Annotated in this window: 22 protein-coding genes; 14 read left to right on the top strand and 8 right to left on the bottom strand. The window is 52.9% G+C overall.

Annotation, left to right across the window (positions count from 1 at the left end; genetic code table 11):
- The first annotated feature begins 31 nt into the window (after positions 1-31).
- On the top strand, positions 32-1,372 hold the full coding sequence (locus tag NDK47_RS25980) for an ABC transporter substrate-binding protein (RefSeq protein ID WP_251872596.1): 1,341 nt from the start codon (positions 32-34) through the stop codon (positions 1,370-1,372).
- Between the two features lie 52 nt (positions 1,373-1,424).
- Positions 1,425-2,144, top strand: a complete 720-nt coding sequence (locus NDK47_RS25975; RefSeq protein ID WP_251872595.1) for a glycerophosphodiester phosphodiesterase — start codon at positions 1,425-1,427, stop codon at positions 2,142-2,144.
- A gap of 17 nt (positions 2,145-2,161) precedes the next feature.
- Here the strand turns inward: NDK47_RS25975 and NDK47_RS25970 are convergent, their stop codons facing one another.
- On the bottom strand, positions 2,162-2,356 hold the full coding sequence (locus tag NDK47_RS25970) for a GntR family transcriptional regulator (RefSeq protein WP_251872594.1): 195 nt from the start codon (positions 2,354-2,356) through the stop codon (positions 2,162-2,164).
- A 95-nt stretch (positions 2,357-2,451) separates the two neighbouring features.
- Here NDK47_RS25970 and NDK47_RS25965 point away from each other — a divergent pair, with 95 nt between their 5' ends.
- Positions 2,452-2,856, top strand: coding sequence for a nitrilase-related carbon-nitrogen hydrolase (locus NDK47_RS25965; protein WP_407653468.1), 405 nt, complete (start codon positions 2,452-2,454; stop codon positions 2,854-2,856).
- Positions 2,857-2,907: 51 nt separating this feature from the next.
- Here the strand turns inward: NDK47_RS25965 and NDK47_RS25960 are convergent, their stop codons facing one another.
- A complete protein-coding gene (locus tag NDK47_RS25960; RefSeq protein WP_251872592.1) occupies positions 2,908-4,902 on the bottom strand; it encodes a methyl-accepting chemotaxis protein in 1,995 nt (664 codons plus the stop codon).
- A 342-nt stretch (positions 4,903-5,244) separates the two neighbouring features.
- On the opposite strand from NDK47_RS25960, the gene NDK47_RS25955 reads away from it, so the two are divergent.
- Both NDK47_RS25955 and NDK47_RS25950 read left to right on the top strand, forming a co-directional pair.
- Positions 5,245-5,862, top strand: a complete 618-nt coding sequence (locus NDK47_RS25955; RefSeq protein WP_407653467.1) for an SET domain-containing protein — start codon at positions 5,245-5,247, stop codon at positions 5,860-5,862.
- Between the two features lie 186 nt (positions 5,863-6,048).
- The gene (locus tag NDK47_RS25950) at positions 6,049-7,710 is read left to right on the top strand and encodes a glutamine--tRNA ligase/YqeY domain fusion protein (protein ID WP_251872590.1); all 1,662 of its coding nucleotides are present in this window, start codon (positions 6,049-6,051) and stop codon (positions 7,708-7,710) included.
- Positions 7,711-7,894: 184 nt separating this feature from the next.
- On the opposite strand, the gene NDK47_RS25945 is transcribed toward NDK47_RS25950, so the two are convergent.
- Positions 7,895-8,668, bottom strand: a complete 774-nt coding sequence (locus NDK47_RS25945) for a hypothetical protein (protein WP_251872589.1) — start codon at positions 8,666-8,668, stop codon at positions 7,895-7,897.
- Between the two features lie 156 nt (positions 8,669-8,824).
- Here NDK47_RS25945 and NDK47_RS25940 point away from each other — a divergent pair, with 156 nt between their 5' ends.
- The 4 genes from NDK47_RS25940 (at position 8,825) to NDK47_RS25925 (ending at position 14,483) form a co-directional block, all read left to right on the top strand.
- Positions 8,825-9,565 carry a gluconate 2-dehydrogenase subunit 3 family protein gene (locus NDK47_RS25940; RefSeq protein ID WP_251872588.1) on the top strand — a complete coding sequence of 247 codons (741 nt, stop codon included), beginning with the start codon at positions 8,825-8,827 and terminating at the stop codon, positions 9,563-9,565.
- A 12-nt stretch (positions 9,566-9,577) separates the two neighbouring features.
- Positions 9,578-11,296: a GMC family oxidoreductase gene (locus NDK47_RS25935; protein WP_251872587.1), complete on the top strand. Its 1,719-nt coding sequence runs from the start codon at positions 9,578-9,580 to the stop codon at positions 11,294-11,296.
- A 459-nt stretch (positions 11,297-11,755) separates the two neighbouring features.
- On the top strand, positions 11,756-12,964 hold the full coding sequence (locus tag NDK47_RS25930; protein ID WP_251872586.1) for a trans-sulfuration enzyme family protein: 1,209 nt from the start codon (positions 11,756-11,758) through the stop codon (positions 12,962-12,964).
- A gap of 31 nt (positions 12,965-12,995) precedes the next feature.
- A complete protein-coding gene (locus tag NDK47_RS25925; protein ID WP_251872585.1) occupies positions 12,996-14,483 on the top strand; it encodes a sigma-54 interaction domain-containing protein in 1,488 nt (495 codons plus the stop codon).
- A 269-nt stretch (positions 14,484-14,752) separates the two neighbouring features.
- Here the strand turns inward: NDK47_RS25925 and NDK47_RS25920 are convergent, their stop codons facing one another.
- Entirely contained in the window at positions 14,753-15,271 is a 519-nt protein-coding gene (locus NDK47_RS25920) for a stalk domain-containing protein (RefSeq protein ID WP_251872584.1), read from the bottom strand.
- Positions 15,272-15,563: 292 nt separating this feature from the next.
- Here NDK47_RS25920 and NDK47_RS25915 point away from each other — a divergent pair, with 292 nt between their 5' ends.
- Positions 15,564-16,283 (top strand): uracil-DNA glycosylase, encoded by a 720-nt coding sequence (locus tag NDK47_RS25915; RefSeq protein ID WP_251872583.1) that lies wholly within the window; start codon positions 15,564-15,566, stop codon positions 16,281-16,283.
- Positions 16,284-16,413: 130 nt separating this feature from the next.
- Here NDK47_RS25915 and NDK47_RS25910 read toward each other — a convergent pair whose 3' ends face one another.
- A complete protein-coding gene (locus NDK47_RS25910) occupies positions 16,414-17,058 on the bottom strand; it encodes a thiamine diphosphokinase (RefSeq protein WP_251872582.1) in 645 nt (214 codons plus the stop codon).
- A 190-nt stretch (positions 17,059-17,248) separates the two neighbouring features.
- On the opposite strand from NDK47_RS25910, the gene NDK47_RS25905 reads away from it, so the two are divergent.
- Complete coding sequence (locus NDK47_RS25905; protein WP_251872581.1) at positions 17,249-17,644, top strand: YkvA family protein; 396 nt, start codon at positions 17,249-17,251, stop codon at positions 17,642-17,644.
- An 11-nt stretch (positions 17,645-17,655) separates the two neighbouring features.
- Here the strand turns inward: NDK47_RS25905 and NDK47_RS25900 are convergent, their stop codons facing one another.
- A complete protein-coding gene (locus tag NDK47_RS25900; RefSeq protein ID WP_251872580.1) occupies positions 17,656-18,165 on the bottom strand; it encodes a DinB family protein in 510 nt (169 codons plus the stop codon).
- A gap of 171 nt (positions 18,166-18,336) precedes the next feature.
- On the opposite strand from NDK47_RS25900, the gene NDK47_RS25895 reads away from it, so the two are divergent.
- Positions 18,337-19,236, top strand: a complete 900-nt coding sequence (locus NDK47_RS25895) for a GNAT family N-acetyltransferase (RefSeq protein ID WP_251872579.1) — start codon at positions 18,337-18,339, stop codon at positions 19,234-19,236.
- Between the two features lie 98 nt (positions 19,237-19,334).
- On the opposite strand, the gene NDK47_RS25890 is transcribed toward NDK47_RS25895, so the two are convergent.
- A complete protein-coding gene (locus tag NDK47_RS25890; protein WP_251872578.1) occupies positions 19,335-20,144 on the bottom strand; it encodes an Fpg/Nei family DNA glycosylase in 810 nt (269 codons plus the stop codon).
- 63 nt (positions 20,145-20,207) lie between these two features.
- Positions 20,208-20,927, bottom strand: coding sequence for a FadR/GntR family transcriptional regulator (locus NDK47_RS25885; protein WP_305883353.1), 720 nt, complete (start codon positions 20,925-20,927; stop codon positions 20,208-20,210).
- Between the two features lie 408 nt (positions 20,928-21,335).
- On the opposite strand from NDK47_RS25885, the gene NDK47_RS25880 reads away from it, so the two are divergent.
- Complete coding sequence (locus NDK47_RS25880; RefSeq protein WP_251872577.1) at positions 21,336-22,748, top strand: FAD-binding oxidoreductase; 1,413 nt, start codon at positions 21,336-21,338, stop codon at positions 22,746-22,748.
- A complete protein-coding gene (locus NDK47_RS25875; RefSeq protein ID WP_251872576.1) occupies positions 22,745-24,037 on the top strand; it encodes a (Fe-S)-binding protein in 1,293 nt (430 codons plus the stop codon). Before NDK47_RS25880 ends, NDK47_RS25875 begins: the two co-directional genes overlap by 4 nt.
- Positions 24,038-25,019: the final 982 nt, after the last annotated feature.

The following is a 25,019-nucleotide window of genomic DNA, read 5'->3' as shown; positions in this document are numbered from 1 at the left end:
AGGTCCCTGCATATAAAAGGAGGCACAAGTGGTGAAAAAAGTTCGTGGATCTGTCTTGGCATGTGTACTAGGTTTGACGGCCGTACTGGCCGGATGCGGCGGGGGCAATCAAGCGGCAACCCAGCAGCCGGCAAGCAGCGGGACTGGCGGCACGACTGCGCAGCCGCAGCAACAAGCAGCAGAAGCAGCCAAGCCGGTGGAGATCGATTTCTGGTACGCGCTCGGCGGGCGCAACGGGGAAATCATTGAAAAGATGGTCAAAGATTTCAACGAATCGCATAAGCATATTGTGGTCAAACCCGCTTATCAGGGCAGTTACTATGAGAACCACTCCAAGGTGCTTGCCGCCGTCTCTGCAGGCAATCAGCCGGACGTGACGATGGTGGAGGTAGGCTCCATCGGTGCCTTTGCCGAAGCCAAGGTACTGCAGGATCTGGGACCGTACGCCAATGGTGCGGAGGAGAAATACATTCCCGGTCTGCTGGGCAACTCTTACTGGAAAGAGAAGCTGTACGCCATCCCGTTTAACCGTTCCACGCCGCTGTTGTACCTGAACCGCGATTTGCTGAAAGCAGCAGGACTTGATCCGGAAGGGCCGAAAACCTGGGAAGAGCTGCAGCAATTTTCCAAAGCGCTGACGAAAAAAGAGGGAGCGAAAACCACGACGTACGGATTCTCTACGCCGATCGACATCTGGTTCTACGAAGCGCTGGTATTCCAAAGCGGCGGCAATATTTTGAGCGAAGACGGCAAAAGCCTGCTTATAAACGAAGAGTCCGGAAAAGCACCGCTGAATTTCTGGACGGGGATGCTGAAAGAAGGCATAATGAAGGCACCTCCTGGTGAAAAGTACAATGCCTGGGACGTCGCCAAACAGGATTTCATCAACCAGCAGGTAGCGATGATCTTCACGTCGACGGGCGATCTGCGCGGCCTCAAGGAAGCGGCCAAGTTTGACATGGGCACCGCGTTCCTCCCAGCCAACAAGAGCTACGGAGCGCCGACTGGCGGAGCCAATCTGGTCATGCTGGCGAAGTCTTCCGACGAGGAGAAGAAAGCAGCGTGGGAATTTATCGAGTGGATGACTGATACGAAGCAAACCATTCCGTGGTCGCTGGAAACCGGCTATATGCCCGTGACCAAAGATGCAGTGGAATCCGAAGATATGAAAAAGGCTTACGAGAAAGAGCCGAACTTCCAGGTAGCCGTCAAGCAGCTGGAATACGCCAAGCCGCGTCCAATGGTGCCGGGCTACAAGGAATTGCAGGAAGTCATTATGACGGAAATTCAACGGGCCGTATTGGGGCAAGCCACAGTCGACCAAGCGATTGGCAATGCGGTGGAAAAGGGACAGAAGCTTTTGAAAAAGTAACAGGACCGGGCAGCTTTCTATAGCTGCCGGGAAAAAGATGGAGGGAAGCAGCATGAACGTGTGTATGGCACACCGCGGCTGGTCGGGAAAAGCTCCGGAAAACACAATGACCGCGATACGCCTGGCGCTGGCAGAACCGGCGATTGGGGCCATCGAGATAGACGTCCAGTTGTCCAAGGATGGCATTCCCGTATTGTTTCATGACTTCACGCTGGAGCGGACCTCAAATGGGAGCGGCCTGATTTCTGCGTACACCTATGAAGAGCTGCGTGCGCTGGATGCTGGCAGTTGGTTTGGAGAAAGGTTTGCCGGAGAGCGGATTCCTTCCCTCGAAGAAGTGCTGCAGGCCGTGAAGGGACGCTGCACGCTAAACATCGAGTTAAAGACGGCACCCGGTATGCATCCGGGACTGTCCGAGAGTGTACTGGCTTTGCTGAAGCGCTATGACATGAGAGGCGAGGTGTACGTGACGTCGTTTGATCACGAGGAAATCCGCCGCTTCCGAAGCTTGGATGACGAGGTGAGGACGGGCTTGATCGTGTATGGAAATCCGGTCATGCTGCTGGAGCAGTTGCATGCTGCCAGGGCGACGATCCTGTCGATGGCCTATCCTTATCTGACAGAGGAGCTGGCAAGCGCTGCGTTGGAGCAAGGTGTAGAGATCATTGCCTGGACAGTGGATGACCCTCAGGCGATGCGTCAGCTTCTCAAAGCGTATCCCGACGTGCAGATATGCACCAACCACCCGGAGCGGATGCTGGCGATTTGCTAGTCGGCATTAAATTCTTGTTAAACTTTATTCGGCTCTTGCGAGGTGTCTTTCATACACTTCGCAAGAGCCGTTTTCGTTGGCGATTCGACGCCGAACGGGGCAGCCAGCTCCATTTCGGTAGGCAGTTTCGAGCCGGAAGGGTATTGACCTGTCTTGATCATCTGCAGCACTTCTCGACAAATTTTCTGTGAGATTTTCTCCCGCTTTTTCATAGACTCTCACTCTTTTACTGAAGGACCTGACGATTTCTTTCCACCCCTCCCGTTTTAAGCTAAGTACGGCGTTTGGCCCCGCATGGACATGACCGATCGACACCGAGTTCGGCAAGCTTGGGCTGGTCATTTGCTATGAACTGCGTTTTCCTGAGGTGAGCAGGCAGCTGGCTTTGGAGGGAGCAGATTTCCTGATCGTTTCGGCTGGCTGGTATGGCGGGATATTAAAAGAAGACCACTGGGAAGTGCTTGTGAGGGCCAGGGCGATTGAGAATACTACCTTCGTGTGCGCGGCGAACCAAACCGGCAATATCTTTTCGGGCCGAAGCATGGTGGCTGATCCGATGGGCGTCATCCTGGCAAGCGGAGGCGAGGAGGAAGGGCTGATTTTGGCCGAAATCGATCAGAACCGGGTGAAGCGGGTAAAGGACAAGCTGCCAAGCATGGTTCATCGCAGACCGGAATTTTATGCAAAGCTCAGCAATCACTCTTCATCCTAAAAGTCAAAAAGCACGGAGTCGGCAGATGTTCCCGACCCGTGCTTTTTTCAATTAACGGTACAAGATAAATTTGCGAACCTGATCCTGCAAATCCTCTGCCACTTTGGCCAGGGACTCTGCGGAAGAGGTCACTTGCTGGACAGCAGCCAGTTGCTCCTCGGTGGCAGCAGAGACATTTTGAGTGCCATCCGCAGCATTTTCGGCAACCTTGGAGATTTGTCCGACCAGATGGACGACCTGCTCGGTGTCCTTCGTCATTTGCAGGGAGTAAGCCTGAACCTCATGGATCTGGGTAGCTACCTGTGAGACAGAATCACGGATCTGCACGAAGGATTTACCTGCTTCATTGACCACATCGATGCCCAGGGCAACCTCCCGCGTTCCCTTTTCCATCGAGTGCACAGCTTGATTGGACTCCGCCTGAATAGCCGTGATCAGCTGTTCGATCTGCTGTGCGGACTTTGCGGATTCTTCCGCCAGCTTGCGTACCTCATCGGCGACCACGGCAAATCCTCGGCCGTGTTCCCCTGCTCTTGCAGCCTCAATCGCTGCGTTGAGGGAGAGCAGGTTGGTTTGTTGGGCTATCGCCGTAATCACTTGGACAATCTGTCCGATTTCCTGTGAGCTCTCTCCCAGACGTTTGATAATGGATGCGATGTCATTTACCGTCGCGTGGATCAATTGCATTTGATGCATGACCGTTTGGATGACATCGTTCCCGTTCGCAGCAATTTGCGATGCGGAATTTGCCGTGTCGGCAGCGTGTTCCGCGTTGGACGCGATCTGTTGGATACCCTTGGAGACAGCATCGATGGTGCCGACGCTTTCGGAAACACTGTGCACCTGCTGCTCTGCCCCGTACGCGACTTCTTGGATGGACGAAGCAATTTGCTCGGTAGCCTTGCTCGTCTCTTCGGCATTGGCAGAAAGCTCTTCAGCCGATGCGGCGAGTTCTTCTGCCGAGGAGTTTACCTGCTGGATAATGCTCCGCAGGTTGCCGACCATCTGGTTGACCGATTCAGAAAGCTGTCCGACTTCATCCCGGCTTTTGATCGTCAACGGTTCTACAGCCAAGTCACCTTCCGATATCCGCCCTGCGATGACGGAAACCTCTGCAATCGGTCGACTAATTTGACGAGATACAAAGAAAGCTGCAGTCAAAATGATAGCTGTGATAATCGAGCAGATCAGGGTGATATTTTTGACCATTCCCCATACCTCAGCGGTTATCGTCGATATCGGCAGATGGAAGAACAGGCTATAACCGGTTTGGGGAATCGCTGCGAAAGTGACGAGATACTCTTTTCCACTGTCCGAGTAGATCGAGGAACCAGCAGATGGAGCACCGTTTTTCAAGATGCTGCCCAGTCCCTCCGGGAGAGACGCTTCCTCGATGGATTTGCCGATCAGTTCAGGATCGGGGTGCGCCTGGATCAAACCATTGTGATCCACGAGAATTGGATAGCCGCCTTCACCCAGGTCCAGATCATGCAAAAACGTCGATAAAAACGAGTCTACATTGACGAGACCAGTCAAAACGCCAAGCGTCATCCCCGCATTGTTGACGACAGGTGCCGCCACCACAATGGAGCGGTTTCCTGTCGTTTTGGCGATGAGCATGTCCGAGTAGCTGGTCTTTCCTTCCATACCCTGTTGGTAGAACGGACGATCCTTCAAACTGATCCCGACGCTGCCGGGAAACGTGTCTGCACGAACGATACCGTCAGAAGAAATAAATGTATTCCCGTCAAAAAGCTTGATTTCATCCGTAAACTTGCGGATAAACTGGTTTTTCGCTTCGGCGTCGTCCGATTGGATGTCTGAGGATCGGGCGAGCACCATTACTTCCGACAGACGCCTGTCCAACCACTGATCCATTGCTTGTGCGGTGGATTCGGTCAAGTGAACGGTGGATAGCTTTTGTTTTTCGATCAAAATGTTCGTACTGTCGGTAATAATCAGATAAGAGTTCAGAATCAAAGGCAGTACGGCCAAGAGCAGGAACCAGAGGACAATTTTATGGCGCAGTTTGTTAAACAGTCGCATGGTTGTCGCATCCTTTCGTGAAGACATGTTGATGTTTCAAGCTAGTCGGACCATAAATCCAGGCTGTGTAGTGGATGTGACAAATCACCTCGAATTGGGAAGTTGTTTATCTGTTGGATGATATTCCCTCGATTCGGTAATAATAAACTTTTGTCAAATACGTCCGTTTACTTGGACGAGCTGTGAAGCTGTTGGTGGATTTTCGTGAACACCCATTCGCAGGCATCTGCTTATGATGGTAAAAACCTCTGCAAGGGCGCTTCGATTGTTATCGTCCGCGATCTAACAGACGGGTATAGGCTTTTACCGCAAGCAGATTTGCCAAGGGGTGAAAAACAGACCATGATGCATCCGGATACGGAATTGCGCTTTATGAATGAGGAGATCGGGTACGGTGTATTTGCGACCAAGCTGATTCCCAAAGGTACCATCGTCTGGGTACTGGATGATCTGGATCAAGTGCTGGAGCCTGAATATGTAGCGGCACTTGATGAGCTGCGCAAGCGGGATGTGATCAAATATTCTTTCCGCAATCAACACGGACAGTACATCTTGTGTTGGGATAAAGCACGCTTCGTCAATCACAGCTTTCATGCAAATTGCGTAGGTACGATGTATGACATGGAGCTGGCTGCGCGGGATATCCTTCCTGGTGAACAGTTGACCGATGATTACGGCACGCTCAATCTGGATGAACCGTTTGCTTGTATGCCGGAAGAAGGGACGGACCGTCGATGCGTATTGCCAGATGATCTCCTTCGGTATTATCAACAGTGGGATCAGATGGCGGGAGAAGCCTTTGCAGCGCTTCTTCACGTACCACAACCGCTTTTACCCCTGATCAGACCTGTTCATCGTGAGCGAGTGCGTGCCGTAGCGGAAAATCAGACCTTGCTGGATTCGATCAGACATTTGTATTTCAACCGCAGCAGTGAGCCGGAAAACCAAGCTCGGGGATGAGAGAGGAAAGAGAACCGCGGGGTTGCAGGCGACCGGGAATACAGTGATTTCCGACGTACATGCAACCTCGGGGCTCTGGATAGAGAATGAACGGCAGATGATTGGACAAGCAGGGTGATTTTGTTGAACTATCACGATGGAATCAGTATTATGGAATGTAAAGGTGAAGGGAAAGGTTGATTTTCATTGGAAAACAAATCGGCATCATCCAACTTTATCCGCAACATCGTCCTGGAAGACCTGAAAGAAGGCCGAGTCAAGGAAATCGTGACACGCTTTCCTCCAGAGCCTAACGGGTATCTTCACATCGGACATGCGAAAGCGATTTGCCTGAACTTTGAACTGGCAAAAGAATTTAACGGCAGAGCCAACCTGCGCTTTGACGACACCAATCCGCTCAAGGAAGATACGGAATACGTAAACGCGATCAAGGAAGACATACAATGGCTTGGTTTTGAATGGGACGGGCTGTTCTTTGCTTCTGATTACTTCGAAGAGATGTACGATCGCGCTGGACTGCTGATCAAAAAAGGACTGGCTTTCGTATGCGACCTGTCGGCGGAAGAAATTCGCCAGACCAGGGGAACACTGACCGAGCCAGGAACAAACAGTCCGTATCGCGATCGGTCAGTAGAAGAAAATCTGGATTTGTTCCAACGGATGCGCAATGGTGAGTTTAAGGACGGCGAGAAAGTATTGCGCGCCAAGATTGATATGAGCTCTCCGAATATCAACCTGCGTGATCCGGTGCTGTATCGGATTGCCCATGCGACTCACCACAATACAGGTGACAAATGGTGCATCTACCCGATGTACGATTATGCCCACCCGCTGGAGGATGCGATCGAAGGCGTGACGCACTCGCTCTGTTCGCTGGAATTCGAGGATCATCGTCCGCTGTATGATTGGGTCGTGCGCGAATGTGAAATGGAAAAGGTACCGAGACAGTACGAATTTGCCCGGTTGAACCTGACCAATACGGTCATGAGCAAGCGGAAGCTGAAACAACTGGTGGACGAGAATGTCGTGGATGGCTGGGACGATCCCCGCATGCCGACGATCTCCGGCCTTCGCCGCCGCGGATTTACACCGGAAGCGATCCGCACATTTGCCCGGGAAATTGGCGTGGCGCGCAACAACAGCACGGTAGATGAGAAAATGCTGGAGCATTTTATCCGTGAAGACCTGAAGCTGAAAGCTCCGCGGACAATGGCAGTGCTTCGCCCGCTGAAGGTGGTCATCACCAACTACCCGGAAGATCAGGTAGAAATGCTGGACGCAGAGATCAATCCGGAAAATCCGGAGATGGGCATGAGACAAATCCCGTTCTCTCGTGAGATTTACATTGAGCAGGACGACTTTATGGAAAATCCACCCGGCAAATATTTTCGACTGTTCCCGGGAAATGAAGTGCGGCTGAAGAACGCGTACTTCATTAAGTGCACCGATGTGATCAAGGACGAGCAAGGAAATGTGCTAGAGATTCATTGCACGTATGACCCGGAAACGAAGAGCGGCAGCGGATTTACCGGCCGCAAGGTGAAGGGCACGATTCACTGGGTGGACGCAAAGCACGCGCTGCCGGCTGAATTCCGCCTGTATGAACCGCTGATTCTGGATGATCAGGAAGAAGGCAACAGCTTTCTCGACAACGTGAATCCAAATTCTCTGGAGACGCTGCAAGGCTTTGTAGAGCCCAACATGAAAGAGACTAAGCCGCAGGACAAATACCAATTCTTCCGCCATGGGTACTTCAATGTCGATCCGAAGTACACGGCAGAGGATAAGCTGGTGTTTAACCGAATCGTCTCTCTGAAAAGCTCATTTGAACTGCCGAAACAAGGATAATAGGAAAAAGGAAAAGGACAAGCTGACTGGCAAATACCAGGCAGGCTTGTCCTTTTTGCGTTGCGAGGTTGCGAGGTTCCGAGGGCCGGTCCGGGACACCTGTGGGCAAGATTCCTAAAAACAGGTGAAGCCCAGAACGACACTAGGCAATCATGGCAAATAATGGCAGATTGTTTTTGGCCGATCAAGGTTGTTTGCTCGTAGAAGCCGAACGAAGCAGCAGTGACAGATCACTGGCGAGATTAGTTTTTTGCATGGTAGCAGCCTGAGGATGGTGCTTCGACAAGCTTTGTCTGATGCGCTCCATCGCCGCAACCGCGTCCGGATTCGTCACGGTCCGAATTTGTACGCGTCCGCCATAAATGCGTTCGATTTGATCATGGGCTCTGGCCATCAGCCCTGCTTGATCGCTTGTACCCAGTGTGCCGACTTTATCCCCTGGCTGTTTTCCGCGCGCGGAGCTTCCTTGATACCCGCTCAGGAGATGGGATTGTGTCTCATCCATGTGATTGACGGAGAGGGTCTTGCCATCTGCCGGTGCGACAAACACGCAGTCATCCATAACCAGAGCCTTTACCCCGTGTACACCGGCTGCCGCGAGCTGCGACTCCAGATTGGAGGAAGGACCGCCATCGAGCAGGCTGGAGCTGCCCATCATGCTGTAGGTGGCGGTTCCCATGCCGCTGTTGGTCGAATCGTACCGATTGGTCGTCAGTTTTTTATCGCGGTCTACACTGGGGATGACGGTGATGTGATCATGTCCGCCGCCGGGATGTTGGGTGGCTTTGGTTTGTGTCCCCTGTTTGGTTTGTGCGCCCGGTTTCTGAGCTGTCTGCTTTTGCGTGGCTTGTTGACGGGCCGCTTGATTGCCAGTCCCTTTATTAGGGGCCGCCTGATTGGCGCAGGCTGCCAGGAGACAAACGATTCCGACTGCGCTGATCAACTTTTTCATCTGCATTCGCTGTATCCCTCCACTATTTTCTTCCTGCTACCGATAGGGTTTGCCGATTATTGGATATTTATTGATGCGGCTGCTTGGAAAATTTTCTCGATTTGCGGTTATTTTGGCTTAGGATTGCGCAAATAAAAGATAGACAATCAGGAGGTGGTAGCGATGGCACAGACAGATGAACGACAAGAGCAACCCGTATCAAGAAGGAAATTCTTGAAAAACTCCGGTTTGGTGTTGGGTGGCCTGGTAGTAGGGGGTGTGGCTGGCAGTTTGCTCAAGACAAAAGCCCCGCCCGCACCGCAGGCAGCTCCTGCTGCACCTGATTTTAACCAGGCACTGATGTATTTTACGCCCGAACAATTCCGGGTTGTCGAAGCAGCTACAGAACGGATTTTTCCGGAAGACGAACACGGACCTGGTGCCAAGACGTTGGGGGCGGCTTACTTTATCGACCACCAACTCGCAGGAGATTGGGGGTTCAACTCTCGTGAATATATGCAGGGGCCGTTTTATCCGGGCGAGGCGACGCAGGGATACCAAGGCAGGCTAAAGCGGCGGGAGATTTTTGATATCGGAATTCAGGAAATGAACAACTACAGTACGGCCAAACATCAAAAGCGATTTTATGAATTGGAGCCAAACCAGCAAGACGGTGTCTTGAAAGCCTTTGAATCCGATGAAGTCAAGCTGACCACGATTTCGGCCAGCGGCTTTTTCAAAATGCTGCGGGCAAGCACGCTGGAGGGTGTCTATGCGGACCCGCTCTACGGAGGCAACAAGAATATGGACGGCTGGAGAATGAAGAACTACCCGGGCAACCAGATGGCCTATACGCAAGTTATCGAGCAAGACAAATTTGTCAAAATGGACCCAGTCAGTCTGCGAGATCATCAGCATGGATAAGAGGGGATAAGGATGGCAAAAAAACTGCCGAAAGTTGACGTTGTGATTGTCGGTGTAGGATGGGGCGGGGGCATTATCGCCCAGGAATTGACGAAGCAGGGCCTGACCGTTGTCGGTTTGGAACGGGGAAAGGAAAGAAAGACGGAAGACTATTTTATGGTGCACGATGAGCTTCGCTACGCCCTGCGCTATGAATTGATGCAGGATTTGTCAAAGGAAACCATCACCTTTCGCAGCAATACGCGAATCAGGGCGTTGCCGATGCGGCAGTACGGCTCCTTTTTAATCGGGACCGGGCTTGGCGGAGCGGGTGTTCACTGGAATGGACAGACCTTCCGCTTTTTGCCGTATGATTTTCAGATTCGCAGCAAGACGATAGAGCGGTACGGGGAGAAAAAAATTCCGGATAACATGACCATCCAGGATTGGGGCATCACCTATGATGAAATGGAGCCGTACTATGACCGGTTTGAAAAACTGACAGGCATTTCCGGTGAAGAAAATCCACTGGGCGGCAAACGATCCAGCCCCTATCCCACACCGCCGATGAAGCAGACGCCGGCCATGAAAATGTTTGCCGATGCAGCCACAAAGCTGAAGCTGCATCCCTACATGATGCCTTCAGCCAACCTCTCGCAGCAGTATACCAATGAAGACGGAGTCTCCCGGGCGGCTTGCCAGTATTGCGGCTATTGTGAGCGCTTTGGTTGTGAGTACGGAGCCAAGGCTGATCCGGTTGTCACGGTGATACCCGTAGCCAAAAAGTCGGGGAAATTCGAGATCAGGACGCACTCACATGTCCGTCGGATTTTGCATACCGGGAACAAAGCGACAGGCGTGCTCTATACGGATGTGACCACAGGCGAAGAAATCGAACAGCCGGCGGATATTGTCGTTTTGACCAGCTATGTATTTAATAACGCGCGTCTTCTTCTTCTCTCCAAGCTGGGACGGCCCTACGACCCGGCAACAGGAAAAGGAGTCATCGGAAAAAACTATGCCTACCAAGTTATCCGCGGTGGAGCGACCGGCTTTTTTGAAGAGAAGGAATTCAATCTGTACGCAGGAGCAGGCTCTCTGGGCATGACGCTGGATGATTACAACGGAGACAATTTTGACCACTCCGACCTGAAGTTCATCCACGGTGCCAGCATCAGCTTTTCCCAAACGGGACAGCGTCCTGTCGCCAACAATCCGGTACCCAAAGGAACACCGAACTGGGGCAAAGATTTCAAGGCGGCTTCGATCAAGTATTTTAACCGTGCTTTGGGAGTAGGTGCCCAAGGGTCCTCTATGCCTTTCCGGCAGCATTTCCTCGATCTGGACCCCACCTATCGGGATGCGTTTGGCGATCCGCTGATTCGCATTACCTTTGACTTCGAGGAGCAAGACCGTCAGCTCGCCGCCTTTACAGCGGACAAGTGCGGTGAGATTCTCAAAGAGATGGGAGCAACGCAGATCGATGTCAGACGAGAGCTGGGTCCCTACGACATCACGCCATATCAATCTACCCACAACACCGGCGGCGTGATCATGGGAGCCTCTCCTGACATCTCCGCGGTGAACAATTACCTCCAGATGTGGGATGTGGAAAACCTGTTTGTTATCGGGGCGTCTGCTTTTCCTCATAACAGCGGCTACAACCCGACAGATACTGTAGGAGCGCTGGCCTATCGGGCGGCAGAGGGAATTGCCAAGTATGCAAAAGGCAGCGGAGGATTGCTGGTCTGAAAGCAAGAGCTTGCTGCTGCGCCATAACCCTGGAACCTCGGAACCTTGCAACCTTGGAACCTAAAAACCGTGTAGCTTTGTAAACCTGTAACCCTTGTAAACCTGTAACTCCGAACTCTGTAACCCGGTGCTGCGAACATCGGGTTTTTTCTGTTTGTCTGCCTGGCGCACAGCTGCATGATGTTTACGTAGAACCTAAAATCGCATTCTTGCCAAAGGTTTTTGCAAAAGTGCGAAAAGAACCGCTTGCCAGATCAATAGAATGATGAAAAATCCAGAACTCAACGTCCCGAGGCAGGTGTCCGCAAAGCTTGAAAAGGCGATGATACAGGGGTTTACGGGCCATGTGCGAGGGGGGCGGCTTTCCCAATTCTCTTGTTGGCATAACCCTTGCTTATAAACTTGCTTATAGATAAGAAATAAGAGAAAAAGGACAAAGATGTGAGGGGAAGAGACAGCATGGATACAAAAAAATGGAGGATGGATACCTCTTTAATTCACACCGGCCAAGAGCCTTGCCAGAAAACAGGAGCAGTAGTTTCGGCTGTTGTCCCTGCCGTGGCTTACGCTTTTACGGATGCCGAGGCTGCTGCTGCCGTGGTAGCAGGAGAAAAAGAAGGGATCTACTACGGACGTTACGGCAACCCGACTATAGCCGCTTTGGAAGCAAAAATCGCGGTGCTGGAGAACGGAGAAGCCGCATTGGGAGTCAGCAGCGGCATGGCGGCCATTTCGGGTGCCCTGCTCGCTTTTTTGAAGCAGGGTGACCATGTCATCTGTACCCGGGATGTGTATGGAGGAAGCTATAAATTTTTGACCTCGCTGGCACCTCGTTACGGGATCGCCGTCGACTTTGCAGACTGTACCGATCTGGCTGCGGTAGAGCAGGCCATCCGACCGGATACCCGGGTGCTTTATCTGGAAACACCTTCGAATCCTTGTCTGACGATCCTGGATATCGAGAGGCTCTCCGAACTGGCTCACGCTCACGGTCTTACGGTGATCGTGGACAATACCTTTATGACGCCCTATCTGCAGAAGCCGCTGGAGCTGGGGGCGGATGTCGTCGTACACAGCGCGACCAAATATCTGAACGGCCACGGTGATGTGATCGCCGGCTTTATCGTCGGCAAGCGGGAAGCCATCCAGTTTATGCGCAAGCACATCATGGGCGATCTCGGCCAAAATCTCAATGCCTGGGATGCTTTTTTGATTCTGCGCGGACTGAAAACACTGGGGCTGCGGATGCGTCAGCACTGTCAAAGCGCGGAGCAGATTGCCCGCTATCTGGAGGCGCATCCCGCGATCGAGCGTATCTATTATCCGGGGCTGTCCTCCCATCCGCAGCATGAGCTGGCCAAGCGTCAGATGTCTGGAATGGGCGGGATTGTCTCCTTTGAAGTGAAGGGCGGCGCGCAGGCAGCCAAATCTTTCATTAACGCCCTGCGTCTGGCTATGATATCGTTTAGTTTAGGAGACCCAGAGACGCTGGTGCAGCATCCAGCCTCCATGACGCATTTTTCCATACCGCCGGAGGAGCGGGAAGCCTTTCAGATTACCGAGGGACTGATTCGCCTCTCGACCGGCCTGGAGGATGTGTCGGACATTATCGAGGATTTGGAGCAGGCGCTGCGCCCTCTGGTCAGCACGGTAAAAGCCGGCAGCTAGCAGTGAGGGACGAGGGCAGGAGGGGCAGGTCATGACGGAATTTGCACACATCCGTACTTTTCTTCAGGGGTACGCGGAAAATATCGCCCAGGTGCTGGGGCTGGATGTCACGATCTTGGATGAACAGGGAATTCGGGTCAGCGGCACTGGCTATTATCAGGACCTGATCGGCTTGCCTGCCCCTGAGGGATCGTTTTTCCGCATGATTTTGCAGACGGGTCAGCCGGGTATCATCTACGACATGAAAAAGAATGAGTCCCAGTGCATGAGTTGCAAATTTCTGCACCAGTGCAGGGAGCTGGCAACGATCGGCTTTCCGGTCTACAAGCGGGAGAAGATGGTCGGAGTTATCGGCGTCATCGGTTTTTCCCCTGAGCAAAAAGAAGAGATGGTGCAGCATACTGAGAAATTGATGACGTTTCTGCAGCATACCAGTGCCTTGATCGAGCACAAGCTGCTGGAGCTGGAAGAAGAGCGGAAACAAGGCTGCAACATCCAGGAGGAGCTGCCCGATGATGCCGGACAGGCGGTTTACTTTGCGCAGCTTATCGGTGCCGAAACGGGCCTGTCCGAAGTGATCCGCAAGGCCAAAAAGGTGGTAGGCAGCATCTCTACAGTACTGATCCGCGGGGAGAGCGGAACGGGCAAGGAGCTGTTGGCCCGGGCGATCCACAGTGAAGGGAATCGCGCCAGACACCCTTTCATAGCGGTTAATTGCGCAGCGATTCCGGAAACGCTGCTGGAAAGTGAGCTGTTTGGCTACGTAGGGGGAGCTTTTACCGGGTCTCGCCGCGAGGGGAAGCCGGGGAAATTTGAGCTGGCTCACCAGGGGACCATTTTTCTGGACGAGGTGGGAGACATTCCACTCTCCCTGCAGCCCAAGCTGCTTCGTGTTTTGCAGGAGAGAACCGTAGACCGCGTAGGCGGAATCAAGCCGGTCACGGTGAATGTTCGCGTGATCGCAGCGACGCATCGCGATCTGGAGAGCATGGTTCGGGAGGGAACCTTTCGGGAGGATCTGTACTACCGGTTGAATGTCATCCCCCTTCGCCTGCCGCCGCTGCGGGAGAGACGCATGGATGTCCCCTTGTATCTCCAGCATTTCCTGCACAAGTACGGGACGCTTTTGCAAAAGGGACGATTGGACATAGAGCCGCATCTGCTGGAGCATCTGACCTGCTATGAATGGCCGGGAAACATCAGACAACTGGAAAATGCGATGGAGTACATGGTCAATATGGCCGAGGATACCGTGATCCGGGTAGCGGATCTGCCGGAGTACCTGGAGCAGCCGATGACGCTGCCGGACTGCGTCGAAGCTCAGCCTGGAGGGCGAGAAGACGAGCGGGCTTTCGGCTTCGGCAGTCTGGAGGAGCGGGTGGCTGGTTATGAGCGGCGTATTCTGGAGCATTATCTCGGCTCACCCGAATGGGGAGGGGACAAGGCAAAAATAGCGGAAGAATTGCAGATCAGCTTGTCGACCCTGTACCGGAAGATGGAGAGGCACCGGCTGGATTAATTGGCATTGATGAAACTATTTGAGCATATGTATGCAGATAAAGCAGCGGCCCCAAGAGGAGAACCGCTGCTTTTTTTCTGTGAAAAACGTCCCCTCTCAATCGGGGGATTGGAACATCTTGACGTTTTTTATAAAATTGGATGTGACCGCTTGCTTGCAGTCAGTCGGAACGGTTAAAGCCGTTTTGTCGCTCAGTATGAAAAGAATAAGAACGATAGCAGAAGACCGAAAAACCAGCGCCAAAAGACTGAAACTTCTCGGTTTAGCATTTACTGCAACAGGGAGCGGATCTCACCTGTATTGGGATTGACCACAAACCATCCATACGTGCTGGTGTAGCTGTCACCCGATTGGAAATTATTTACCACAGTTTGGTAGACCTGGATGACGTAATGCCCTTTTTCATCGTCATGATCGTATTCGACGATATGCTGCGGGGTCAGGCTGCCTGCAAATTTCTTTTTGACCAGTTCGACGGCCTCCAGCTTGGAGTACATTTTACCCACGGGCAGCTTGCCGAGGAAGATCGATTTGGTTTTGGCGTCATAGAGGACGGATTTCCCCAGATTTTCGGCAACAAAGCGGATGGGTACATAGACGGAATTTTTGTACAATATGCCTTGTACATCCATAGAGGGCGATTTTGGAATCCCGTCAAAATAGTAGGTAAACGGTGTTTTGTTGATTTCGCTGGTGTCCGGGAAGGCAGGAGCGGCCAAGGCCCAGCCGGAGAAAAGCGCCGATCCCACGACGATTCCCCCCGCAAATGATTTCAAATCCCATTTCATCTTTACAAACCTCTCTCCCGTTTCGATAGTAAGAGAATCCAAGGGATATTATGTCAAAAAACATAGGACCAAGCTATCAAGCAACGGTCATAGGAACGGACGCCCAGAAACCGGAAAAATGGCTGTGTGTTCCTTCTGCATAAGTCCCAGGAAGGTGTCCATGAGGATGGCCAGGGCAAGGTAAGAAGGCCCTTTTCCTGCAAAAGGATGGATTTTCCCGGTCTCTTTTCTATTAAAATGGAAGAAGGTATGATAGAGAAAAGTCCTACGTGGAAAAGGCCAGGTGTAGAAGATGTCTATTTTGCGGAACGATTGGGCGACGCTTTTGGAGGAGGAATTCCAGCAGCCCTATTACATCCAGCTTCGCGAATTCTTAAAAACCGAATACCAGAACGGGACGATTTATCCCGATATGTACGATATATTTAATGCGCTCCACCTCACCTCTTACCGGGAAGCCAAGGTCGTGATCCTCGGACAGGACCCGTACCACGGACCCGGGCAGGCGCATGGCCTCAGTTTTTCGGTCAAGCCCGGGGTAACCACGCCTCCGTCTTTGCAAAATATCTACAAGGAGCTGCAGAGCGACCTCGGCTGTGCGATTCCGCAGCACGGGTATCTGGTCGAGTGGGCCAAGCAGGGAGTGCTGCTGCTCAACACAGTGCTGACCGTACGCGGGGGAAATCCCAACTCGCATAAAGGGAAGGGCTGGGAGCAGTTTACCGACAGAGTCATCCGTGTGTTGAATGACCGGGAAACGCCGCTGGTCTTTATATTATGGGGCCGACATGCCCAGGAAAAGGCTGCTTTTATCGACAGAGGGAAGCATTTTGTGATCCAGTCGCCGCATCCGAGCCCTTTTTCGGCCAACCGCGGTTTCTTTGGAAGCCGTCCTTTTTCCCGGGCCAATCAGTTCTTGCGGGAGCAGGGGCTGGGCGAAATCGATTGGCAGCTTCCTTTGCAGGCTGAGCGCGAAGCAAGCGGGGCATCTGCCCGCTCGTCGCTTACCTAAAGGGATGAACCTCAGGTCAGGGCGTCGCTCTTGAACACTCCTCCACTTTCGTCAAACTAGGATAGACCTAGGAGTGGGAGTCTTCGGCTAAATACGATAAAAAAATCTCCCTGTTTGTCAGGGAGATGGCTTAGTCCATGCTTTGGATGACGAGCAGGTACCCGTCAGCAACGGTAACCGTCCCGGTATCTGCCAGCAGTACATTGCTGATACCCAGAGTGTCGCCGATCCGCAGTGTGGCTTTGTCCAACGGGTATTGAAAGCCGGTGAGTGTGATGCCGCTCACCTGTTCTGTCAGCGGGAGCAGGGAGACATGGGCAAACCGCTTTCGGTGGAGCGTCACTTGTTGGTCGACCAGCAGAACCTGGTTCTTCTCATCCACGATCCGGCAAGGAACCCCGGCCACAAGCGCTTTTCGGAGCAGGTGAACATTGGCCAGCGAATGATCGAATCGGGAGCCGAGCGCACCTGCAAGGACAATTTCCGCAGGCTGCTGATCCAGCGCCCAGCGCAGTCCCATCTCCGTATCGGTCAAATCCTTCATGACCGGGTCGCAAGAGCGCATCTCCCCGCTGTTTTGCCGAATCACCTCCCGCTCTGCTGCGGTGACGGAGTCAAAGTCGCCGATGGCCAGATGAGGCTGTCTGCCGTTTTGGATGAGAAACAAGGCCCCGCGGTCAACGCCGACCAACACATCTTCCTTTTCTATTTCCTCCAAAGCCCAACTGCCGAGGCTGCCTCCTGCAAACAGTATGATTTTGGATTTTGTCGTCATGATGTTCGCCCTCATTTGCGTAGATTGGTGACCGTCCAGTGCAGTTCAACAGTCTTCCTTCATCTTACCATGTCCCGACCACGTGAGATAGAAAGGAAGATAAGGCCCGGCACTCCCCTTGCAGAAGGCATGGCAAAAGGACTACGATAACCGTAAGAAGAAAGCCGCTAGAATAACAGGAGGTGGGGATATGTCTGAGAAATATGCGAAGGCGTACTCGGAGGAGTCTTTTTGGAAAAAGGTAAAGAAATTCGCGAAAAAAGCAGGGGGCAAGGTCGTCTACGTAGCGCTGCTGCTTTACTACGCTTTGCAAAATCCTAAAACCCCTGCTTGGGCGAAAACGGTGATCTTGGGAGCGCTGGGCTATTTCATCAGTCCTCTTGACATCGTGCCGGATGTGACGCCGGTAGTAGGATATGGGGATGACCTGACGACATTGATCGGTGCTTTGGTGATGGTGGCTGTCTACATCGACGAGGAGGTCAAAGGAAAGGCGCGCAGCAAGCTGACCGATTGGTTTGGCACAGAAGTATTGCCTGAGCTGGAAGAGATTGATGAAAAGCTGAACAAGAAAAAGGAGAAGTAAGCAGGATCGATTTACTCGTCACGATTCTGATCATCAGGCAGGGCAGTGGGGATCTGTTCGATTTGCAGGCCAAAAATTTGCGGCGGTTGGACCTGGTTGGTCTGCATGTAAGCGGAGAGCTGTCCGCGATGGTGAATCTCGTGCTCGATCATGGCCATCACGATTCTCCAAGCGCTGACTTCATAGCCCAGCAGATTTTTTACTTTTTTATTGAACTGCTCCGGCTCCAACTGTTGCAGTCCGGTGAGAACGGCTTCATGACAGTCCTGCAAATAGTGTAGGGCCGCTTCCAGCGTTTCTCCTTTTTCCGGTCCATGCCCGGTGTACTTCCACTCATTCTCGGTGATAGCATGATAAAACATCCGTTCTGTCGACCCCAGATGGCGTATGATGTCTCCGCAGGAAAATTTGTCAGGAGCGGGACGCCAGTCCATCATATCTGCCGGCATTTCCTGAAGATACTTCAACGTTCGTTTTCGTACACCTGCAAATTGAGAGATCAGTACTTCTTTGGAAAGCATGACATCAACCCCCTGGAAAAAATGTAAGAGCCCTCCTTCATGGTATATCATACTTCGTACTGCCTTCCACTTTTTTCAAATGACCCGATTGAATTTTTTGAATTTATCGATTAAAATTTTTTTATCTAATGAATTTTAAGACCATTTTCAAGAAATGGATGGTGATATCCTGTGTCGTCGATTTCCATCAAGCGTTTTCCTGAATGTACATTGGCGGAGATTACAGAAGCCTGGAACCGTGGATTTGAGGGGTACTTTTTCCCGATCACGATGACGGTTGACAGCCTGACGCAAAGGCTGGGAGCCGAGGGATATACTTCCGCGCTCTCGGTCGTCGCTTTTTCGGATGGAGCACCGGTCGGTCTCGTCGCCAGCGGTGTGCGGTCTATCGCTGGCAAGAAAGTGGCCTGGAACGGAGGAACCGGTGTTGCGACAGAATTTCGCCGCCAAGGGCTGGGGCGAAAGCTGATGGAAGCCACTCTGGATCTGTACCGGCAGGAGGGGGTGCAGCTCGCGACGCTGGAGGCTGTCAGTCAAAATGACAAGGCAATCGCGCTGTATCAGCAGCTCGGCTATGAAATTACAGACCGCCTGCTTTTCTGGCAGCATACAGAGCCTTTTGCGGGAGAGCCTTTTGGCGATGTGGCGTCCATGCCGTATCGGATTCGCCGCGGAGTTCCCCAGGAGGCGGCGGGCTTGTCCTTTTACTCGGCCCATGTTCCCTGGCAGAATCAGTGGCAGAGCCTTCGCGACGGAGAAGCCGTATTCGTTGAGGATTCTTCCGGAAAGCCGGTCGGTTACGCTTTGTACAAACGCACGTGGGACGAAGAGGGCAAGCTGGCATCAATCACCCTGCGCCAATGTGCCTTCGACGGGGAGCGTTCCGACGGAGAAGAGATCGTCCGCTTTGCGCTCTGTCATGCGTTTGCGCCGTTAGACTACACATGCAGGAGAGGGACGTTCAATCTGCCAGCGTCAGAGTCGGTGGTACTGACCGTGCTGGAGCAGGCAGGCTTTGCCTCTTCGGGGAACGAGCAAGTGTATATGAAACGAAAAATGGAAGCGGATTGATCGAGCGGTGGCGGATGTTGGATCGGGCTGCCGGTCAGGTTGACCGGCTTGTCCCAATCGTCAGGCGGGTAGGCGGGTTCTGGCCAGAAGGGGGAGGCTTAGCGCTGACAACTGGGACAGTAAAAAACCTTTCGCGATGACCACTCGTCCTGCGTGATGGGATGTCCGCAGCGCGGGCAAGGCTCGTTGCCGCGATCATAGACGAGGCAGCGGTCATTGTAGCCGCCAGTCAGATGGTCCTCGTGAAACAGCGGCACTTCCATGTATCCCCCATGCTGGAGCGCCTCCCGAAGCACCGTTTGCATCGAGTGAAACAGCTTCCCGGCCTCTTCTGGAGAAAGCGAAGGAATGCGGCGCAGCGGCAGGATTTCGGCACGGTGGCAGATTTCGTCGGCGTAGCAGTTGCCAATCCCGGCCAGGAGATGCTGATCGACCAAGGCGGATTTCAGCACACCGCGTTTTTTCTGGAGCAGCCGGGAAAATTGATCAGAGGTAAACAGCGGGTCGAGGGGCTCGGGGCCGAGATCTGCCAGCCGTTCCTCGGCCTCTTCGCGCGTGAGCAAATGAAGATAGCCTAGACGGAGCCCGTGAAAATACAGCCGGTGGTTGCCCATGGACAAGGTGACCTGGGCAGTTCGGTCGAGCTTGTCCGCTTCCGTTCCCCAATAGAGAAAGCCGCCGAGCATCAGGTGAAGCAGCAGGACATCACCGGATTGAAGATGAAAAAGCAGATGTTTTCCTCTGCGCCCAGTGGCCACAAAAGAGTTGCCCTGGAGACGTGCGACAAAGCTGGCAACGGGCAGATTGATCGTCTTTTCGCGCTCCACGCTGACACTGGTGATCCTCTGTCCCGCCAGTCGTTCATGGAGCAACCGGCGGTAGTTTTCCATTTCCGGAAGTTCCGGCATCGCTCATGCCTCCTGTCAGACGGATGCTCTTTAGTTTGTGATCACGCAATCTGATCCCCCACTTTACTCCTCGCCCAGCTCCAGACGGTTGAGCAGCACATCCTCCACTTTGAGCAAATGGTGCAGCATTCTTTGCTGTGCCATCAGGGCGTCACGCTCGCGGATTGCCTTGTAGATCAAGACATGCTCCTCGTACAGCCGCTCTGTGCTGGATTTCTCTCCAAACAGCCACATTTTTCGGGTGTTGCGCATGCTTTTTGTCATCGCTCCGGAGATGGTTTTCATCATATCAATCAAGAGGCGGTTGTGGCTGGCGTGCGCGATTGCCTGATGGAAATCGATATCGGCTTGATCACTCGCTTCCTCCGAATCCACGCTCTCCCGCATCTGGTCCAAAGCCTGTTTGATGGCGGCCAGATCACCATCCTTCCAATTGCGCGCGGCCAGACCGGCACTGCCGACCTCCAATATTTTCCGCATTTCCAGCAATTCGAGAATATCCTCCGAGCCCATCAGAATGGTGGAGAGCGGAGCGCTCAGGCTGGATGTTTCAAACTTGCGGACAAAAGTCCCTTCGCCTTGTTTGATCTCGACCAAACCCATCGCTTGCAGTGCGCTCAGCGCTTCCCGGACAGCAGAGCGGCCCACCTGAAATTTTTGCGCCAGCACTTGCACGGAGTCCAGTTTATCCCCGGGCTTGACTTGGCCGTCCACAATCATCTGCTTTAATTCCTCGGTAATGACTTCATATATTTTTTTGCTGGAAATCTGCTGAATCGGCAATGTGCTTCCTTCCTTTACCTTGTGCTGAAATCATTTTACTATACGAGGACCCCTGAAGCATCTTGCCTTGGGGGTTGCCTCTTATGCGCGGCCATTTGTCAGATACGCACCAGTTAGAACGATCGATCCCGGATTACAGAGTGACAGATATCTGATCACCTGACGAGCATTCTAGCAAAATGGGAAGCTGAATTCAACAAATTGATAAATTTTTCTGAATATATATAATAAAGGGTATGGGGAGACAACCCCTTGAAAAACAAGGATACCAGAGAAACTTGAGTTCAGGCAGAAGGGTATTGCCGAAGAAGATTTGGGGCAAAGGGATTGTTGTCCAGACAGATGAAATGCTATCATTTTGATCAGATATCTGATGACCTGATGACTTTAGAAAACGGGGGAGAAACAATGCTGGAGAAAGCGATTCGGGAAGAGCTGAGGGCGATTGTAGGCGAGAAGTATTTTCTGGATACGCCGAATGAACTTTACGCCTATTCCTATGATGCAACGCCTATCTTTCAGGCCATGCCGGATGCGGTGGTGATCCCGGGAACAGTCGAAGAGGTGTCGGCGGTTTTGAAGCTGGCAAATACGCACGGGATACCGATCGTACCCCGCGGTTCGGGAACCAATCTGGCGGGCGGAACGATACCGGTCGAGGGCGGCATCGTCCTGAATATGACCCGCTTTAACCAGATATACGAAATCGACAAACAAAATCTGACCGCAACGCTTGGTCCCGGTGTGGTTACAGCCGACCTGCACCAGGCGGTGGAAGCGGAGGGGTTGTTCTATCCTCCTGATCCGGGCAGCATGCGGATTTCCACGGTCGGCGGAAATATGGCCCAGTGCGCCGGCGGGATGAGAGGGCTGAAATACGGAGTCACCAAGGATTATATTCTGGGGCTGGAGTACGTGCTTCCGTCCGGAGAAGTGCTGCGCTGCGGCGGCAAAAATATGAAAGACGTGGCTGGCTACGATATGACCAGGCTGATGGTCGGATCGGAGGGGACACTGGGCGTGATTACCGAGATCACGGTAAAGCTGCTGCCTTTGCCCGAGTCCAAACGAACCCTGGTTGCCTACTATACCAATCTCGTCGATGCCGCCAAAACAGTGGAAACGGTGATCGCCTCGAAGATCATTCCAGCCACTATCGAGTTTCTCGACCAGTCTACGATGAAGGTCGTGGATGATTTCGCCAAGCTGGGACTGCCCCTGGAGATGAAATCGATGCTCCTGATCGAGCAAGATGGCCCGGAGGAGCTGGTGGTACGGGATATTGAAAAAATCGCGGAAATTGCCCGGCAGCAGGGGGCGGCCGAGGTGCAGTTGGCCAAAACCCCGGAGGAAGGAGCCAAGCTGCTGGCAGCTCGTCGCTCTGCTTTGGCGGCACTGTCTCGTCTGCGTCCGACGACCATTCTCGAGGATGCCACGGTTCCGCGCTCCCGACTGGCTGATATGGTCGCAGAGGTAGAGCGGGTCGCCGAGAAGTACCAGCTCCAGATTTGTACGTTTGGCCACGCCGGAGACGGAAATCTGCATCCCACCTGTATGACCGATGAGCGGGACAAGGAAGAAATTCACCGGGTAGAACAAGCCTTTGAAGAAATATTCCACGCGGCTATCCGCATGGGCGGCACGATTACAGGAGAGCATGGCGTCGGGATGGCCAAAATGAATTACCTCGACCTGAAGGTAGGCGAGGGTGGGATCCAGCTGATGAAGCGGATCAAGGCAGCTTTTGATCCGAACAACATCATGAACCCCGGCAAAATGTTTGCAAACAGCGGTCGACGCAGAGTGGTGGTGAAACGATGACCCGGACAAACCAGGAGCTGCTGGCCAAATTCAACATGGACGAGATCATGAACTGCATGCACTGCGGCTTTTGTCTGCCGGCCTGTCCGACCTACCGCGAGACGGGGTTGGAATCACAAAGTCCGCGCGGGCGCATCGCCCTGATGAAGGGGGTAGCCAACAGCCAACTGACCGTAGACGCGGAGTTTGAGAAAAACATGTACGCCTGTCTGGGCTGCCGTGCTTGTGAGACGGCCTGTCCCGCCGGTGTCCCCTATGGCAGTCTGGTCGAAACCGCACGGGAGGTCGTCGAGGATCACAAAAAGAGCGAGACAAAGCCGCCTTTTTTGCGCCAACTGGTCTTTGATCGGGTGTTTCCGTACCCGGAGCGCATGAAGACATTGGGGACTGTGCTGTGGGCGACGCAAAGCGCGGGGCTGCAAACACTGGCCAACAAAACGGGCCTGATCAACATCCTGCCCCGGGAAATGGCAGAAATGCAGCAGGCTGTGGACAAAATCGCTTCGCCCAAAGAGCGGAAAAAAAGGGAGCCCGTCATGAAGGCAGACGGCGAGACCGCGCTTCGGATCGGGATGTTTACGGGCTGTATCATGGATATGATGTTTTTTGAAACCAACCAGGCAACCGCTCAGCTCCTGACAAAAGCGGGCTGCGATGTCGTGTTTGTGGAAAACCAGGTGTGCTGCGGGGCTTTGCATGCTCATGCCGGTGAGAAGAACGGAGCAGTCGAGCTTGCCAAGCGAAACATCGAGGCGTTTGAACGGGCCGGTGTGGACTTCGTCGTCAATAATGCGGGCGGCTGCGGGGCGGCGCTGAAAGAGTACCACCACTGGTTCCACGGAGACCCGGAGTGGCAGGAGCGGGCGATGGCCTTTGTAGCCAAGGTGAGAGATGCCAATGAATTGTTGGCAGAGCTGCCGCCGCTGACCTTTACCAAGCCCCTGGAAGTCCGAGTGACCTACCAGGATTCCTGTCACCTGGCGCATGGGCAGGGGGTGCGCAACCAGCCTCGTCAGTTGCTGAAAAGCATCCCGGGCCTGGAGCTGGTGGAAATGTCCGGTGCGGACAACTGCTGTGGCTCGGCCGGCATCTACAACATCACGAACTTTGACATGTCGATGCAAATTCTCGATGGCAAGATGGAGCACGTCAAGAAGACCAAGGCTCATCTAATCGTAACGTCCAATCCGGGGTGTCTGTTGCAAATGAAAAAGGGCATTATCCGGGCGGGGCTGGAAGGACAGATGGAAGCGGTGCATATCATGGATTTGCTGGCTCGGGCTTTGTAAGGGAGAGCTATCGGACATTTGCTTTATCGATGTTACATGAAATGCTGGATGAAATTGCTTGAGAAGCTCTGTTCTTTTGGGAATGGAGCTTTTTTAGTAACTTTAGCTGGGGGTTCTGAGGGATGAGATTCGTTGTCTTGCTCTTAGTTTTAAGTAAAGGAACGGGGCTGCCGGGGAGAAGAAGCATGTTTCCCTGCTCTGCTCCGTATTACGCCCTGCATGGATGATTCACTGTCCGCTCCGGTTCGATTTGCGGGGGAGCCGCAAAAGCAGTTTCGCTTTGAGGTCATCCCAAGGTTGCGCTCCTTTTTCCCGCAAATCGAACCGGAGCTGAGCAGGGCTCCACAGTCGCGCCGCAGGGAAACATGCTTCTTCTCGAAGCCGGTGTTTTTTAAAAGATGTGGGAGCAAGTACTGGAAGAAAAGGTTTACAAAAGACAGGTCCGCTCACCCCGTTGGAGAAATCAAAAGCGTTGTAGCTAAATGATCGATATCATACATGAATCATTTCGGAAAACTCAGAGATGTAGTTCCATTTCCATATTATGGTTAATAAATATTTTTCCTTTATCTAAAAGTAAACCTCACTGGTAAGCGGATGACGAAACGATACAAGCATGTTCAATCATTTTTATCAATTTTTATTCAAACGGAATTCCACCGTAAATGATGGTTCTATCGTAAACATCAATGATCATGCTACAGATATCTTCCAGGATCAATCTAACTCTTTCTGTTTGGCATTTCTTAAATAGATCCACTGTAACGAGAAGAAGCGTGTTTCCCTGCGTTGCGACTGTGGAGCCCAGCCTAGCGGAGCAGCGGTGGGCGGGAAACAGGGGCGCAACCCTGATTTGCCTCGGAGCGACACTGCTTTTGCGAACCCCCGACCACCGATGCGGAGCGGACAGCCCACACATCCCTGCAGGGCGTAATACGGAGCTAAGCAGGGAAACATGCTTCTTCTCACTACGGCCGCGAAT

The organism is Brevibacillus ruminantium, from assembly GCF_023746555.1.
In the GTDB taxonomy this organism is placed as follows: domain Bacteria; phylum Bacillota; class Bacilli; order Brevibacillales; family Brevibacillaceae; genus Brevibacillus; species Brevibacillus ruminantium.
The sequence above is the reverse complement of the archived record's forward strand: the minus strand, read 5'-3'. Positions and strand labels throughout refer to the sequence as shown.

Excerpts from the sequence above, each read along its gene's own strand:
- NDK47_RS25935 (WP_251872587.1), top strand. The coding sequence starts at position 9,578 with ATGGCAAAAAAACTGCCGAAAGTTGACGTTGTGATTGTCGGTGTAGGA.
- NDK47_RS25915 (WP_251872583.1), top strand. The coding sequence starts at position 15,564 with ATGTCTATTTTGCGGAACGATTGGGCGACGCTTTTGGAGGAGGAATTC.
- NDK47_RS25925 (WP_251872585.1), top strand. The coding sequence starts at position 12,996 with ATGACGGAATTTGCACACATCCGTACTTTTCTTCAGGGGTACGCGGAA.
- NDK47_RS25890 (WP_251872578.1), bottom strand. The coding sequence starts at position 20,144 with ATGCCGGAACTTCCGGAAATGGAAAACTACCGCCGGTTGCTCCATGAA.
- NDK47_RS25945 (WP_251872589.1), bottom strand. The coding sequence starts at position 8,668 with ATGCAGATGAAAAAGTTGATCAGCGCAGTCGGAATCGTTTGTCTCCTG.
- NDK47_RS25940 (WP_251872588.1), top strand. The coding sequence starts at position 8,825 with ATGGCACAGACAGATGAACGACAAGAGCAACCCGTATCAAGAAGGAAA.
- NDK47_RS25875 (WP_251872576.1), top strand. The coding sequence starts at position 22,745 with ATGACCCGGACAAACCAGGAGCTGCTGGCCAAATTCAACATGGACGAG.
- NDK47_RS25970 (WP_251872594.1), bottom strand. The coding sequence starts at position 2,356 with ATGAAAAAGCGGGAGAAAATCTCACAGAAAATTTGTCGAGAAGTGCTG.
- NDK47_RS25975 (WP_251872595.1), top strand. The coding sequence starts at position 1,425 with ATGAACGTGTGTATGGCACACCGCGGCTGGTCGGGAAAAGCTCCGGAA.
- NDK47_RS25920 (WP_251872584.1), bottom strand. The coding sequence starts at position 15,271 with ATGAAATGGGATTTGAAATCATTTGCGGGGGGAATCGTCGTGGGATCG.
- NDK47_RS25910 (WP_251872582.1), bottom strand. The coding sequence starts at position 17,058 with ATGACGACAAAATCCAAAATCATACTGTTTGCAGGAGGCAGCCTCGGC.
- NDK47_RS25880 (WP_251872577.1), top strand. The coding sequence starts at position 21,336 with ATGCTGGAGAAAGCGATTCGGGAAGAGCTGAGGGCGATTGTAGGCGAG.
- NDK47_RS25905 (WP_251872581.1), top strand. The coding sequence starts at position 17,249 with ATGTCTGAGAAATATGCGAAGGCGTACTCGGAGGAGTCTTTTTGGAAA.
- NDK47_RS25955 (WP_407653467.1), top strand. The coding sequence starts at position 5,245 with ATGATGCATCCGGATACGGAATTGCGCTTTATGAATGAGGAGATCGGG.
- NDK47_RS25930 (WP_251872586.1), top strand. The coding sequence starts at position 11,756 with ATGGATACAAAAAAATGGAGGATGGATACCTCTTTAATTCACACCGGC.
- NDK47_RS25900 (WP_251872580.1), bottom strand. The coding sequence starts at position 18,165 with ATGCTTTCCAAAGAAGTACTGATCTCTCAATTTGCAGGTGTACGAAAA.
- NDK47_RS25960 (WP_251872592.1), bottom strand. The coding sequence starts at position 4,902 with ATGCGACTGTTTAACAAACTGCGCCATAAAATTGTCCTCTGGTTCCTG.